Annotated in this window: 11 protein-coding genes; 3 read left to right on the top strand and 8 right to left on the bottom strand. The window is 63.6% G+C overall.

The features are described from left to right. Positions 1–63: 63 nt before the first annotated feature. The 7 genes from PAB09_RS11025 to PAB09_RS10995 form a co-directional block, all read right to left on the bottom strand. A complete protein-coding gene (locus tag PAB09_RS11025; protein WP_271033697.1) occupies positions 64–297 on the bottom strand; it encodes a hypothetical protein in 234 nt (77 codons plus the stop codon). Between the two features lie 9 nt (positions 298–306). Continuing rightward, positions 307–1,224 (bottom strand): SPFH domain-containing protein, encoded by a 918-nt coding sequence (locus tag PAB09_RS11020; RefSeq protein WP_271033696.1) that lies wholly within the window; start codon positions 1,222–1,224, stop codon positions 307–309. Between the two features lie 145 nt (positions 1,225–1,369). After that, the gene (locus tag PAB09_RS11015; RefSeq protein WP_271033695.1) at positions 1,370–3,034 is read right to left on the bottom strand and encodes a dipeptide ABC transporter ATP-binding protein; all 1,665 of its coding nucleotides are present in this window, start codon (positions 3,032–3,034) and stop codon (positions 1,370–1,372) included. After that, positions 3,034–3,951 carry an ABC transporter permease gene (locus PAB09_RS11010; RefSeq protein WP_271033694.1) on the bottom strand — a complete coding sequence of 306 codons (918 nt, stop codon included), beginning with the start codon at positions 3,949–3,951 and terminating at the stop codon, positions 3,034–3,036. Before PAB09_RS11010 ends, PAB09_RS11015 begins: the two co-directional genes overlap by 1 nt. Before the next feature lies 1 nt (position 3,952). Further along, complete coding sequence (locus PAB09_RS11005; protein ID WP_271033693.1) at positions 3,953–5,044, bottom strand: ABC transporter permease; 1,092 nt, start codon at positions 5,042–5,044, stop codon at positions 3,953–3,955. Between the two features lie 3 nt (positions 5,045–5,047). Then, complete coding sequence (locus tag PAB09_RS11000) at positions 5,048–6,640, bottom strand: ABC transporter substrate-binding protein (RefSeq protein WP_442873755.1); 1,593 nt, start codon at positions 6,638–6,640, stop codon at positions 5,048–5,050. A 317-nt stretch (positions 6,641–6,957) separates the two neighbouring features. Beyond that, on the bottom strand, positions 6,958–7,764 hold the full coding sequence (locus tag PAB09_RS10995; RefSeq protein ID WP_271033691.1) for an alpha/beta hydrolase: 807 nt from the start codon (positions 7,762–7,764) through the stop codon (positions 6,958–6,960). 295 nt (positions 7,765–8,059) lie between these two features. Here PAB09_RS10995 and PAB09_RS10990 point away from each other — a divergent pair, with 295 nt between their 5' ends. From PAB09_RS10990 to PAB09_RS10980, 3 genes are all read left to right on the top strand, one after another. Further along, positions 8,060–10,759 carry an ATP-dependent Clp protease ATP-binding subunit gene (locus PAB09_RS10990; protein WP_271033690.1) on the top strand — a complete coding sequence of 900 codons (2,700 nt, stop codon included), beginning with the start codon at positions 8,060–8,062 and terminating at the stop codon, positions 10,757–10,759. 141 nt (positions 10,760–10,900) lie between these two features. Further along, positions 10,901–11,071 carry a DUF4236 domain-containing protein gene (locus PAB09_RS10985; RefSeq protein ID WP_271033689.1) on the top strand — a complete coding sequence of 57 codons (171 nt, stop codon included), beginning with the start codon at positions 10,901–10,903 and terminating at the stop codon, positions 11,069–11,071. Between the two features lie 92 nt (positions 11,072–11,163). Further along, positions 11,164–12,438: a threonine/serine ThrE exporter family protein gene (locus PAB09_RS10980; RefSeq protein ID WP_271035380.1), complete on the top strand. Its 1,275-nt coding sequence runs from the start codon at positions 11,164–11,166 to the stop codon at positions 12,436–12,438. Here PAB09_RS10980 and PAB09_RS10975 read toward each other — a convergent pair. Beyond that, positions 12,435–13,871, bottom strand: coding sequence for a GuaB1 family IMP dehydrogenase-related protein (locus PAB09_RS10975; protein ID WP_271033688.1), 1,437 nt, complete (start codon positions 13,869–13,871; stop codon positions 12,435–12,437). The genes PAB09_RS10980 and PAB09_RS10975 overlap by 4 nt on opposite strands. Between the last annotated feature and the right edge of the window lie 38 nt (positions 13,872–13,909).

Below are 13,909 nucleotides of genomic sequence, written 5' to 3'. Positions count from 1 at the left end.
GACGTCGGCAAGCAAGGGCAGAAGCACAAGAACCATTGGTGCGCCGGGGCGGTGTGAGACTGGCTATGCGTTCTGGGGCAGGTCGGGGTTGTCCGTGGCCGGTTGATTCTTGCGGGGGCGGCCACGGCGGGGGAGCTCGCCGGCGCTGGAGGGCAGGCGCCCCATCGTGCGCAGCTGCTCGCGCAGCATGAGCTCGATTTGGGAGTTCACGCTGCGTAGCTCGTCGGCGGCCACGTGGGCGATGGCATCATAGATGGCCGGGTCGAGCCGCAGGGGAATGTTCTTACGGGGGGCCATAATCCCACCTTAGGAATAGAGGCTACCTGCATTGATCACCGGGGCGGCGGAATTGTCCGAGCACAGGACCACGAGCAGATTGGACACCATCGCGGCGCGGCGTTCGGGGTCAAGCTCCACGATCTCACGCGCCTCCAGCTGCCCCAGGGCAGACTCGACCATGCTCACCGCGCCCTCCACAATCTTTTCCCGCGCATCGACGATGGCGGTGGCCTGCTGGCGCTGCAGCATCGCCTGGGCGATTTCCGGGGCGTAGCTCAGCGCCGAAATGCGGGCCTCCACGATCTCCACGCCAGCGATGGCGGCACGCGCCGCGACCTCGTCGGCAAGCTCGGCGGAGACGATGTCGGTCGAACCGGAAAGGGATGGGGTGGTGGTGCTATCGGCGGAATCGTAAGGGTGCGTGGTGGCAACGTGCCGCAGGGCGGATTCGGCCTGGGAATGAATGAACTCCTCGACCTCCTCGACGGCGAAGGTGGCCTTCGCGGTATCGGCGACCTGCCAGACGATGATCGCGCCGATGTTGATCGGGTTGCCGTTGAGGTCATTGACCTTGATGGCGTTGGTCTCGAAGTTGCGCACGCGCACGCTTTTCTTACGCGTTGCCACCAGCGGTGCGACCATCGTCAGCCCGGTGCGGCGGACGGTGCCCACGTACTTGCCGAAGAATTGCGCCACGTGGGTCTCACCCGGGTTGATGACGCGGATCATGGTCAAGGCGAAAAGCGCGATGATAATCACGGCGATGTCGAGGGCGAGAGGCAGTAGGCCTTGGAAAATGTCCCACACGCTCAGTCCGATGAGTGCGAGCGCGACGATGAGCGCGGTTCCGGCCAGCGGCGCCGAGGCAGACCAGGCGGGGTGTTCGGTGACGGTGACGGCGGCGCCTTGGTGGCCGACCGGGGCGGGCGCGGTGTTTGCGTCCATGTTTCCTCCTCAGTGAGATCCAATAATGTGATATCAGATTATCATAAAAGTGATATCACTTTAATGCGGCGTGAATCACCACAGGAAATTTCCCCGAACGAGGAAGCTCGAGGCCCCGAAAGGTGGACCGGCCTTTTATCCTGCGCTAGGACACACGTCGCGCACGCCTGCGCGCCTGTTCCACCGGATCCGGCACCGGCAGGGAGGCGATAAGGCGCTGAGTATAGAGCTGGCTAGGATTTTGAAGAATATCCGCGCCAAATCCAGCCTCAACCAATTCGCCGTGATAAAGCACGCCTACGCGGTGGGCCACCATGTCGATCACCGCGAGATCGTGGCTAATAAACAGTGAGGCGAAGTTGAACTCGCGCTGCAATTGCTGGAACAGCTCCAGCACCACGGCCTGCACCGAGACATCCAGCGCCGAGGTTGGCTCATCGGCGATGATGAGCTCCGGGCGAAGCACGAGCCCGCGGGCGAGGCTTACGCGTTGGCGCTGGCCGCCGGAGAGCTCGTGCGGATAGCGCCTCGCGTAGCTAGTGGGCAAGGCTACGGCATCGAGCAGGTCGGCTACCTCCTTGTCCCGCTCAGCGGCAGACAGCTCCGGGCGGTTGATCACCAGCGGCTCGGCTATGCACTCCGCGATGGTGAAATGCGGATTAAAGGAGGTCGCCGGGTCCTGGAATACGAAGCCAACGCGCCGGCGCAGCTGCCGAAGCTCGCGCTGATTGATGCCGGCAAGCTCCTGGCCCAGCACCTTGAGCGAGCCGCCGGTGGTCTTTTCCAAGCCGATCATCGCCCGGCCAATGGTGGTCTTGCCGGAGCCGGACTCACCCACCAGGCCAAAGACCTCGCCCTGGTGGATGTCGAAGTCGATCCCCTTGACCGCACGGAACGCCGGCGAACCCAAGCGCCCGGGGTAAGTGATTTCTAGGCCGCGGGCCTCGACCACGGCCGTGCGTTCGAGCAGCTCCTGCCTCGCCTCGGAATCCAGGCCGGCCGAGTGCGACCTGCGCCCCAGATGCGGGACAGCGGCAAGTAGCTTCTTTGTGTACTCCTGCTGGGGATTCGCAAACAGCTCGGCCACCGGCGCCTTCTCCACGATCTCACCCTGGTACATCACGGCCACGGTGTCGGCGAGGTCGGCGACCACGCCCATGTTGTGGGTAATGATGATGATCGAGGTGTGGTACTTATCGCGGATCGAGCGCAGCAGCTGGAGGATTTCCGCCTGCACCGTGACGTCGAGCGCGGTGGTGGGCTCGTCGGCGATGATGGTCTTCGCGCCCATCTCCAGCGCCATCGCGATCATGATGCGCTGCTTTTGCCCTCCGGAGAACTCGTGCGGGTAATGGTCGATGCGCTTTTCCGGGTTCGGGATCCCCACCGCGCGCAGCGCCTCCACGCAGCGGGCCTTGATCTCCTTCTTCTTGATCTTCTTATCGTGGGCGCGGATGCCCTCGCCCATCTGCCACCAGATCGGATAGACCGGGTTCATCGCGCTCGACGGTTCCTGGAAGATCATGGAGACGTCCGTGCCGCGCAGCGCGCGCAGCTGCTGCGGCCCGAGGTGAAGCACGTCCTTGCCGTCGACGACGATGGTGCCTTCTGCTTCCGGGGTAAAGCCCAGGACCGAGCGCGCGGTAACAGTCTTGCCGGAGCCGGACTCGCCCACCAAGGCGAGAATTTCCCCTTCTGCAACGTCGAGGCTGACGTTGCGCACCGCCTCGACGGGACCCTCGTCGGTGGCGAAGGTGACCGCGAGCTTGTCAATGCTGACACGGGGTTTTCTGGATTGTGTTGTTTCCATTAGCGTGCCTTCTTTGCTTTCCGACGAATACGCAGCCGCGGATCGTTGAGGTCATTGAGCGACTCACCCACGAGCGTGATGCCCAGCACGGACAAGACGATGGCCATACCGGGGTAGATCGAGGTCCACCAGATGCCGGAGGTGACCTCAGAGATCGAACGGTTGAGGTCATAGCCCCACTCGGCGGCGGAGGTGGGTTCGATGCCGAAGCCGATGAAGCCCAGGCCCGCCAGGGTGAGGATGGCCTCCGAGGCGTTGAGGGTGAAGATCAGCGGCAGGGTACGGGTGGCGTTGCGCAGGATGTGCACGGTCATGGTGCGCCAGTGGGTAGCGCCCACCGCCTGCGCGGACTCCACGAAGGGCTCCGCCTTGAGCCTGATGGTCTCCGCGCGGATGACGCGGAAGTACTGGGGGATGAACACCACGGTGATCGAGATGGCCGCCGCCGCGATCCCGCCGACCGCGTTGGACTGCCCGCCGGTGAGCACGATGGACATGACGATGGCCAGCAGTAGAGAAGGGAAGGCATAGATGGCGTCGGCGATCATCACGAGGATCCGGTCGAGCCAGCCACCGATGTAGCCGGAGACCAGGCCGAGCAGCACGCCGATGATGATGGAGGCCACCACCGCTGCGACGATGACCGCCACCGCGGTGCGCGTCCCCCAGATCACGCGGGAGAAGACGTCGAAGCCGGAGACGGTGGTGCCCCAGATATGCTCCGAGGACGGTGGCTGCTGGGTGCCGAAGGAGCCGAGGTCGTCGGCGGTCTGCGACCAGGAATAGGGGGCGATCAGCGGTGCGAACAACGCCACCAGCAGCAGCATTGCGCTCAGGATGAGACCTGTTACCAGCATGAAACGCTGGGTGCCTGCGGAGCGACGAACGTCGGAAATGATGGGCCAGTCTTTGACCATGTCAGTACCTCACTCGGGGATCGATGAGCGCGGCGATGACATCCACGAAGAAGTTCGTCACCGCCACGATGACGGCCATGAGCATCACGATGCCCTGGACCGCCACGTAGTCGCGGGCCTGCATGTACTGCACCAGGATGAAGCCCAAGCCCTTCCATTCGAAGGTGGTCTCCGTGAGCACGGCACCGCCCAGGCTCAGCGCGATTTGCATGCCCATCACCGTGATCACCGGGATGAGCGCCGGCCGAAGGGCATGCCGGGTCACCAGGCGGTATTCGCTGACCCCGCGGGAGCGGGCGGATTCCACATACTGGCGATCGAGTGTGCCGATCAAATTGGTGCGCACCAGGCGCAGGAACACACCTCCGGTGAGCAACCCCAAGGCCACCGCGGGCAGCACGGCGTGGGAGGCCACGTCCTTGATCAGCGCCAGATCGCCCAAGCGCAGGGCGTCGAGCAGGTAGAAGGGCGTGCGGTTGGTGATCGAGTTGAGCGTGGACTCCCCGCTTGAGGAGACCCGCCCGGCGATCGGCAGCCACCCCAGCTTGACCGAGAAGATGAGCTTGAGCACCAAGCCGACGAAGAAGACCGGGGTTGCGTAGGCGAGGATGGCGAACACGCGCAGGAAGCCGTCGCCTAGGCGATCCCGGAAGTAGGTGGCCACCATGCCCAGCGGGACGCCCAGCACCAGCGCGACGATGAGCGAGTAGAACACGAGCTCCGCGGTGGCCGCGCCGTACTTGACCAGGATGTCGGTGACCGGGCGGCCATCGGTAAAGGTGGTGCCGAAATCGCCTGTTGCGACATTGCCCAGGTACTCAAAGTATTGGACCAGCAGCGGGCGGTCGTAACCTGCAGCATGGACGCGCTCGGCGAGCTGATCCGGCGTGAGCCTGCCACCCAGGGCGGCCGTGATGGGGTCGCCGGTAATTCGCATGAGGAAGAAGACAGTGGTGACCAGAATGAATATCGTGGGGAAGATCAAAAGGAAACGGATAAGAATGTAGCGCGCGAAGCCGCCGCCACGATTCTTACCCGTTTCATCTTTGACTTCCGCAGTTGTTCCCAGCTCAACTGGGGCTGCGCTCGTCATGGCTTACTTTTCGATCGAACCGAAACGCAGGTGGAAGGAGGAATCGAGGATTACCCCCGAGACATCCTTGCCAGCGATAGCGAACTGCTTGCCCTCCAGCAGCGGAACCGTGGAGAGGTGATCGGCCTCCAGTTCTTGGATATCGCCGATGAGCTTGAGGCGTTCGGCTGGATCCGCGGTGGTAACCTCCTGCTTGATCAGTGCCTCGACCTTGGCGTTTTCATAGTGGTTCTCGAGGAAGTTGTCCTTGGTGAAAAACGGCGTGAGGTAGTTGTCGGCGTCGGAGAAGTCCGGGAACCAACCCAGCTGGTAGATCGGGTACACATCCGAGACGCGGTCCTTGTTGTACTGCACCCACTCGGTGGACTGCAGGTTCACGGTAAACAGGCCGGTGGCCTCGAGCTGGCTCTTGATCGCGGCGTACTCATCGCCAGAGGACGGGCCGTAGTGGTCCGGGTTGTACTGGATGTTGAGCTCGACCGGGTCGGTAACACCCGCGGCGGAAAGGATCTCCTTGGCCTTCTCCACATCCGGGGCGCCGTCGGCCGTGAGGTACTTGTCCTTGACCGGGGTGGTGGCGCCGTCCATCGCGGAGGCGACGGAGGAGTAAAGCGGGGCGTAGGTGTCCTTGTAGATGTCTGTGGCCAGCGCCGAGCGGTCGATGGAGGCGGCGATGGCCTGGCGCACGGCGGTGGCCTTGGCCGGGTCGGCCTCCGGGGTCTTCGCGCCGAAGGGCATGGTGTCGAAGTTGAAGACCAGGTAGCGGATCTCGCCGCCGGGACCCTCGATGACCTGGACGTTGTCGTTGCCGCGCAGGTCCTCGATGTCGGTGGCCGACAGCGAGCGGTAGGCGACGTCGATGTTGTTTTGCTGGATGTCCAGCTTCAGGTTGGAGGCATCCGCGTAGTACTTGACGTTGACGTTTTCGGTCTTCGGGGCGCCCAAAAGTCCCTGGTAGTCCGGGTTGGCCGCGTAGCTGACCAGTTCGTTCTCGCTAAAGGAGCTAATGGCGTAAGGCCCGGCGAAGCCGTCGGTTGCCACCACATCCGCGTTGTCCATGGTGGCGTCGGCGGAGAAGGTGTCCTCGTCGACGATCGGGCCGGCCGGGGAGTTGAGCACCAGCGGGAAGGTCTGATCGTTTTCGGCCTTCAGCTTGAACACGACCGTGGTGTCATCAGGCGTGGACACCGAGTCGAGGTTACCCAGCAGGGAGGCGGGGCCGTTGGGATCGTCGATCGCAATCTGGCGATCGAAGGAGAACTTGACGTCCGAGGAGGTCAGCTCGTTGCCATTGGCGAACTTCAGACCGGACTTGAGCTTGACGGTGTATTCGGTCGGCGAGCTAAACTCCGCCGATTCCGCCAGGGATGGCTGCATGGCGGCATCGGTAGAGCCCGGCTCGGGTTCCACGAGGAAGCCGTAGACCTGGCGCATGACATTGAAGGAACCGTTGTCATAGGAACCCGCCGGGTCCAGCTTGGTGACCTTGTCCGTGGTGCCGATGGTCAGCCCGGCGGTTTGCCCGCCACCGGAGGACTGCGTTGATTCCGTTGAGGAATCCGTGTTCGCACAGGCGGTCATGGTCAGTCCCGTCATAAGGGCCACAATGGGTGCGGCGATGCGCAGAGATTTCTTGTTGTCCACAGCTCCTCCTAGCAAGGGGTGTTTGTTTTATCCATAGGCGAGCGGGGGCACGCTGGAGTTCAGCTGGCGCACCAGCTGCCTTGCCTGCCGAGGAATGCGAGGGGTTCGTGCCCCGCGCGCCTCATGAGGCAACAAGCTATCAAACAGTGACCGTGCCTACGAGAGTTTTTGATGAAAATTAAGGGAAAAGCTCCAAAAATCTCCGGCGCGATGGCCTCTACCTGCGAAAAGAAATCTGTCGTTTGAAAGAAATTATGGCTTTTATTCGTTTATTCCTGATCCGTTTGCTCAATGAGCCAGTCAAGAATGTGGGCCAGTGATTGCTCACGGGAGCTATCGTTTAAGACCTCGTGGAATCCGCCCTCCACCTCTTCTAGGGTGATCGACTGACTCATGCGGGCGAATTGGCGGGCGCCTGCCACATCGGCGAGGCGATCCTGGGTGCCGTGGATGACGAACGTAGGAATACCTGGCCATGGCGTGCGCAGCACCTTGTCGCCGGCGAGCACCATCGATGTGGCAGTGAGCAAGGCAACGGCGCCGTGGTAGTTCAACGGATCGTCTTGGTAGGCCTGCACCTCCTGCGGGTCGCGCGAGACCGCTGCGGCGTCAAGCTTGGCGGTGGGCAATCCCGGGGCAATCCGGGCCAGCGTGCGGCCGGCCCGGGCGATAACAAGGGGCACGCGGGGTAGCGGGCGCAGCGCCGGGCCGCTGAGAACCACGCCAGCGACCTGCGCCGAGTTGGCCTGCACGGACGCCGCGGTAATAAGCCCGCCCATCGAATGCCCGAACAGATACAGCGGCAACTGCGCCGACGCCGCCTCCATGGCAGCGATCACCGCCGCGCGTGCTCGCAGGTGGTCTTGGATGAGCGTGCCGACGTCCACCTGCGCGCGCTTGACCCCGGGCGTGCTTGCCACCTCACCGTGGGCGCGATGGTTGTAGCCATAGGCGTCGAAGCCACAGCGATTGAGCGCCTCAATGAGGCCACGGTAACGCCCAAGGTGCTCGGCGTAGCCGTGGCTGATCAGCACCGCGGCGCGCGCAGGTTGGTTGTGTGCCGGGAAGAATTCCATGATCCCCTTTGTACCTCCTTTGAGGCTTGCATGCGCGCACCTTGATGTCACGAGGAAAAGCCGTCAAACGAGCGGCGCTGTGGGCGTCGGCAAGCAAAATAATGCGCGAAAAAGTGGTCTCTTTTCCCATGTTCGCTACCGGCGTACAGGGTCAAAAATGGGCATTCAGCTCGTTTTTTATAAAAGGTTGAGTCTGGGACTGGCAAGGAATATTCCAATAGTGCAAGGAAATGTCGCGCACGCACGTTAGAGTGGGTGACACTAATAGAAAAAGTAGACAGTAAGGGGAACAAGCATGTTCGAGCGGTTTACCGATCGCGCTCGTCGAGTCATCGTGCTTGCGCAGGAAGAGGCTCGTGGGCTTAACCACAATTACATCGGCACGGAGCACATCCTGCTCGGTCTTATCCATGAGGGTGAGGGCGTTGCCGCCAAGGCCCTGGAGTCCATGGGCATTTCCCTCGAGGCTGTGCGTCAAGAGGTCGAGGAGATTATCGGCCACGGCGCCGAACCGCCGGTGGGACACATCCCCTTTACCCCGCGTGCCAAGAAGGTGCTGGAGCTGTCCCTGCGTGAGGGACTGCAGATGGGCCACAAGTACATCGGAACCGAGTTCCTGCTGCTCGGCCTCATCCGCGAGGGTGACGGCGTGGCCGCCCAGGTGCTGGTCAAGCTCGGCGCGGATCTCCCGCGCGTGCGCCAGCAGGTTATCCAGCTGCTGTCCGGCTATGAAGGTGGCCAGAACAGCCCCGAGAATGATGGCGGCGACAACCTCGCCGGAGCTGGCTCCGGTTCTGCCGCGGGGCGCACGGGCGGCGGGCGCTCCGGCGGCGCAGGCGAGCGCTCCAACTCGCTCGTACTGGACCAGTTCGGTCGCAACCTGACCCAGGCCGCCAAGGACGGCAAGCTCGATCCGGTCGTGGGTCGTGAGAAGGAAATCGAGCGCATTATGCAGGTTCTTTCCCGCCGCACCAAGAACAACCCGGTGCTCATCGGTGAGCCCGGCGTTGGTAAGACGGCGGTGGTTGAGGGCCTGGCACTCGATATCGTCAACGGCAAGGTGCCGGAGACCTTGAAGGACAAGCAGCTCTACTCGCTGGACCTGGGCTCATTGGTGGCGGGTTCGCGCTACCGCGGTGACTTCGAGGAGCGCTTAAAGAAGGTGCTCAAGGAGATCAACCAGCGCGGTGACATCATCTTGTTCATCGACGAGATCCACACGCTGGTCGGCGCGGGTGCTGCCGAGGGCGCTATCGACGCGGCCAGCCTGCTCAAGCCCAAGCTCGCTCGTGGTGAGCTACAGACCATCGGCGCCACCACCTTGGATGAGTACCGCAAGCACATTGAGAAGGACGCGGCCCTGGAGCGTCGTTTCCAGCCGGTCCAGGTCCCGGAGCCTTCCGTGGAAATGACCATCGAGATCTTGAAGGGTCTGCGCGATCGCTACGAGGCACACCACCGCGTGTCCATCACCGATGGCGCGCTGGCAGCAGCCGCCCAGCTGTCGGATCGCTACATCAATGACCGCTTCCTGCCGGACAAGGCAGTGGACCTCATCGACGAGGCGGGTGCCCGCATGCGCATCAAGCGCATGACCGCCCCTGCCTCCATCCGCGAGGTCGACGATCGCATCGCCGAGGTGCGCCGCGAGAAGGAGGCCGCCATCGATGCTCAGGACTTCGAGAAGGCCGCCAGCCTGCGCGACAAGGAGCGTCAGCTCGGCGAGGAACGCGCGGAGAAGGAAAAGCAGTGGCGCTCCGGTGACCTCGAGGAAATCGCCGAAGTAGGCGAAGAGCAGATCGCAGAGGTGCTGGCCTCTTGGACCGGCATCCCGGTGTTCAAGCTGACGGAGGAGGAGTCTTCCCGCCTGCTGCACATGGAAGAAGAGCTGCACAAGCGCATCATCGGCCAGGAGGACGCCGTCAAGGCGGTCTCGCGTGCGATTCGCCGCACCCGCGCTGGTCTGAAGGATCCGCGTCGTCCCTCCGGTTCCTTCATCTTCGCCGGCCCGTCCGGTGTGGGTAAGACCGAGCTGTCGAAGGCGCTGGCGGAGTTCCTCTTCGGCGAGGACGATGCCCTCATCCAGATCGACATGGGCGAGTTCCACGACCGCTTCACCGCTTCGCGCCTGTTCGGTGCCCCTCCGGGATACGTCGGTTATGAAGAGGGCGGTCAGCTCACCGAGAAGGTTCGCCGCAAGCCGTTCTCCGTCGTGCTTTTCGATGAGATCGAGAAGGCCCACAAGGAGATCTACAACACCTTGCTGCAGGTGCTCGAGGATGGCCGCCTGACCGACGGCCAGGGTCGCGTGGTCGACTTCAAGAACACGGTGCTCATCTTCACCTCGAACCTGGGTACCCAGGACATCTCGAAGGCCGTGGGCATGGGCTTTAGCTCGGTGGGTGAGCAGGACAGCGCGGGCCAGTACGAGCGCATGAAGCAGAAGGTCAACGACGAGCTCAAGAAGCACTTCCGCCCGGAGTTCTTGAACCGCATCGACGACATCGTGGTCTTCCACCAGCTCACTCAGGAGCAGATCGTCGAGATGGTCGACCTCCTGGTCGGTCGCGTGGCCAAGGCCCTCAAGGCCAAGGACATGGACATCGAGCTCACGGACAAGGCCACGAACCTCCTGGCCAAGCGCGGCTTCGACCCAGTGCTGGGCGCACGTCCGCTGCGTCGCACCATCCAGCGCGAGATCGAGGATGCTCTCTCGGAGAAGATCCTGTTCGGCGAGGTCGGCGCAGGCGAGGTCGTCACCGTCGACGTCGAGGGCTGGGACGGCGAGTCCAAGGACATCGACAAGGCGCAGTTCACCTTCACCCCGCGCCCGAAGGATGACGCCATCGCCCAGGCAGTCGAGCGCGACGTGGCGGTCGTTGAGGCCCAGCAGGCCGTTATCAACGCCGCCGATGACCAGGCCTCTGTCCCTGAGGAGGTGGACATCGAGGGCTTTGACGCTGAGCAGCCAGGTGGCGCTCACCGCGCGGAGTAAGAGCGGGCGCATGTAACAAGCAAGAGGCCAGCACCTTTTCGGTGCTGGCTTTGCGCCGTTGTGGGGCAATAACGACCGCGCGCGCCGTAGACTTGCACTCAGCAGTTCCCCCAAAACAGACGACTAACGAAGGATACAGTGATGGGAATTACGTTCCGTAAGCGGAAGAAGGTGGGCAAGAATAGCTGGATCAATATCTCCGGCTCGGGCGTGTCCGCAAGTACCAAGGTAGGGCCTGTAACCCTCAACTCCCGCGGGGGAGTCTACGTCAAGCTCCCCGGTGGCCTGAGCTTCCGCGGACGCTGGAAATAGAATAAAACAGGCATTTGTGGGCTTCCGTTCGGACACTAAGGTAAGTATGTGTGACTGATCGGAAAGCGCTGGAGCACCAGCAGCAACGTGAGATGGGTGTGGCCGCCGACGCCGTCCTGCGCCTTGGGATGATGCTCATGGCGGCCGGGTCGAGTGGCTACCGCGTTATCCGCGGGATGAAACGCACCGCCCGGGCGATGGGTTTCGATGACCTCGATGCAGTGGTTGGCGTGACCCAGATTACCTGCACCTTTCACAAGGGCGAGCGCTTTCGCACGGTGGCCAGCCAGCACGACCACCTCTCCGTCGACGCCTCGCGCATCGAGGCACTCGAGTACTTCACGCACCACCTCGACCGTCCTATCGACGCCGCCGAGCTCAACGCGAAGCTCGACCTCATAGAGGCCACGGTGCGCCGGCGCTGGTCCACGCTCATCCTGGTGGCCGCTGCTGCGGTCGCTTGCGCGGCCTTTGCCGTGCTCAATCACTTCGCGCCCACCGCCGTGGTCGTGGTGGCCATCGCTGCCGGCACTGGGCAGTGGGTGCGCGCGCGGCTGGCCGCCCACCACGTACACCAGCTCGGTGGGGTGGTGGCCTCCGGCACGATTGCCTCGCTGGTCTTCTATCTGCTTGCCCTGGCCCTGACGCAGCTGGGGATCACCGGCGTCGGCTCGCTGACCGCGGGGTATGTGACAGCGGTTTTGTTCCTCGTGCCGGGCTTCCCGCTGTTTTCCGCCATGATCGACTTAGGGCGCTTCGACTTCGATGCGGGAATGGCCCGGCTGGCCTACGCGATGGTGGTGATCTTCGCGGCTACGTTCTCCGTGGCCTTAGTCAGCGGTGTCACCGGATTAGACCCGAAGCCGGTCCCTGTGGCCACGGGTTCTGTCGACCCCACCTGGCTGGCCACGGCCGCGGCCGCCAGCTTCTTCGGCATCGCGGGCTTTGCTTTTCTTTTTAACTCCTCACGCCGGATGGTGCTGGTCGCGGCGTGCATCGGCACGATCGCCAACACCTTGCGTATGCTCCTGGTCGAGCTGGACGCGAACGGCTACTTCGCCGCCTTCTGCGCAGGCGCGCTCATCGGGCTGATCGGCGCGGTGGCCTCCAAGAAGGCGAGCCTGCCCCGGGTGACCACTACGGTGCCCGCGGCAGTCATTCTCATTCCGGGCACGTCGATGTTTCGCACCGTCTACTATCTCAACGCCGGCAACATGAATGACGCATTGAGCCACGGCGCGACAGCGGGGATGACGGTGTTGGCGATTGCGATGGGGCTGGTCATTGCGCGTATGCTCACCGATCCGGACTGGGCGCTGGGAAGGGTCATCGACTTCGACAAACCGCTTCCCGCCCCGAGGTCCTAGCCGCGGGTTGCGCGCGGCAGCCCCTCGGCGAATCCGGCCGCCGACTGGATGCCCACCACCGCTTGTTCCTGGAATTGTGCGATGGAAGCGGACCCTGCGTAGGTGAAGGATGAGCGCACACCGAAGGTGATCCGGTCGATAAGGTATTCCACGCCGCCGTCCTTTTCGTCGAGGTAGATCTTGGAGGTGGAGATTCCCTCCTCGAACATCTCGCGGCGGGCGCGTTCAAAGGCCTCCACGTCGGCGTTGCGGTTTTTGACCGCGCGGCGCGAGGCCATGCCGAAGGACTCTTTGTAGAAGCGGCCGTCGCCGTCGACCTTGAGATCCCCCGGGGACTCGAAGGTGCCCGCGAACCACGAGCCGATCATGACGTTGGAGGCGCCCGCCGCCAGCGCGAGGGCCACGTCGCGCGGGTCGCGCACGCCGCCGTCGGCCCACACGTGCGCGCCCAGTTCCTTGGCGGCGGCCGCGCAGTCGAGGACGGCGCTAAACTGCGGGCGGCCAACACCTGTTTGCATGCGGGTGGTGCACATCGCGCCCGGGCCCACGCCCACCTTGATGATGTCGGCGCCGGCGCCTACCAGGTCGCGGACACCCTCGGCGCTGACCACATTACCGGCCACGATCGGCACGCTTATGCCCAGCGCCCGCACGCGCTCAACCGCCCGCAGGGTGGAGGCCTGGTGGCCGTGGGCCGTGTCGATGACGAGCACGTCGGCACCGGCCTCGATGAGGGTGCGGGCCCGACCCTCGACGTCGCCGTTGATGCCGATCGCCGCGCCGACACGCAGGCGCCCCGCGGCGTCGGTAGCCGGGGTGTAGACGGTCGAGCGCAGCGCGCCGCGGCGGGTGAGGATGCCAGCGAGGTTGCCCTCGGCGTCGATGACCGGCGCGAGCTTCTTGGAGGCCGCGCGCAGGAGCCGGAAGGCCTCCTGCGGGTCCACGCCCTGGGGTAGGGTCATGAGATCGGAGCTCATCAGCTGCCCCACCTGGGTGAAGTTGTCGTTGCCTGCTAGGTCGCTGTCGGTGATTAGACCGACGGGACGGTTGCCGTCGACGACGATGGCAGCGCCGTGCGCGCGCTTGTGCAGCAGGTTGCTGGCGTAGCCCACGGTGTGGTGGGGTTTGACCGTGATGGGGGTGTCGGCCACGAGGTCGGCGGCCTTGACCTTCGCGATGGTTTCCGCTGCGATGTCGGCGGGCACGTCTTGCGGGAGGATGGCGATGCCGCCGCGTCGGGCGATGGTTTCTGCCATGCGCCGGCCAGCGACGGCGGTCATATTGGCCACCACCAGCGGGATCGTGGTTCCCGAGCCATCTGTGGTCGATAGGTCCACGCTCATTCGGGATCCGATGTCCGAGCGCGAGGGCACCATAAAGACATCGGAATAGGTGAGTTCATACGGGGCGTGCGCATCGTTCAAAAAGCGCATAGGGGCCTCCAAAAGTATCGGTTACAACTGTGGCGTTG

Source organism: Corynebacterium sp. SCR221107 (assembly GCF_027886475.1).
Classification (GTDB): domain Bacteria; phylum Actinomycetota; class Actinomycetes; order Mycobacteriales; family Mycobacteriaceae; genus Corynebacterium.
This window is presented reverse-complemented; position numbering and strand designations above follow the sequence as displayed.

Bases quoted from the DNA above. Each gene is read 5' to 3' on its own strand.
- PAB09_RS11005 (WP_271033693.1), bottom strand. From the start codon at position 5,044: ATGACGAGCGCAGCCCCAGTTGAGCTGGGAACAACTGCGGAAGTCAAA.
- PAB09_RS10990 (WP_271033690.1), top strand. From the start codon at position 8,060: ATGTTCGAGCGGTTTACCGATCGCGCTCGTCGAGTCATCGTGCTTGCG.
- PAB09_RS10975 (WP_271033688.1), bottom strand. From the start codon at position 13,871: ATGCGCTTTTTGAACGATGCGCACGCCCCGTATGAACTCACCTATTCC.
- PAB09_RS11015 (WP_271033695.1), bottom strand. From the start codon at position 3,034: ATGGAAACAACACAATCCAGAAAACCCCGTGTCAGCATTGACAAGCTC.
- PAB09_RS10980 (WP_271035380.1), top strand. From the start codon at position 11,164: ATGGGTGTGGCCGCCGACGCCGTCCTGCGCCTTGGGATGATGCTCATG.
- PAB09_RS11010 (WP_271033694.1), bottom strand. From the start codon at position 3,951: ATGGTCAAAGACTGGCCCATCATTTCCGACGTTCGTCGCTCCGCAGGC.
- PAB09_RS10995 (WP_271033691.1), bottom strand. From the start codon at position 7,764: ATGGAATTCTTCCCGGCACACAACCAACCTGCGCGCGCCGCGGTGCTG.
- PAB09_RS10985 (WP_271033689.1), top strand. From the start codon at position 10,901: ATGGGAATTACGTTCCGTAAGCGGAAGAAGGTGGGCAAGAATAGCTGG.
- PAB09_RS11025 (WP_271033697.1), bottom strand. From the start codon at position 297: ATGGCCCCCCGTAAGAACATTCCCCTGCGGCTCGACCCGGCCATCTAT.
- PAB09_RS11020 (WP_271033696.1), bottom strand. From the start codon at position 1,224: ATGGACGCAAACACCGCGCCCGCCCCGGTCGGCCACCAAGGCGCCGCC.
- PAB09_RS11000 (WP_442873755.1), bottom strand. From the start codon at position 6,640: ATGACGGGACTGACCATGACCGCCTGTGCGAACACGGATTCCTCAACG.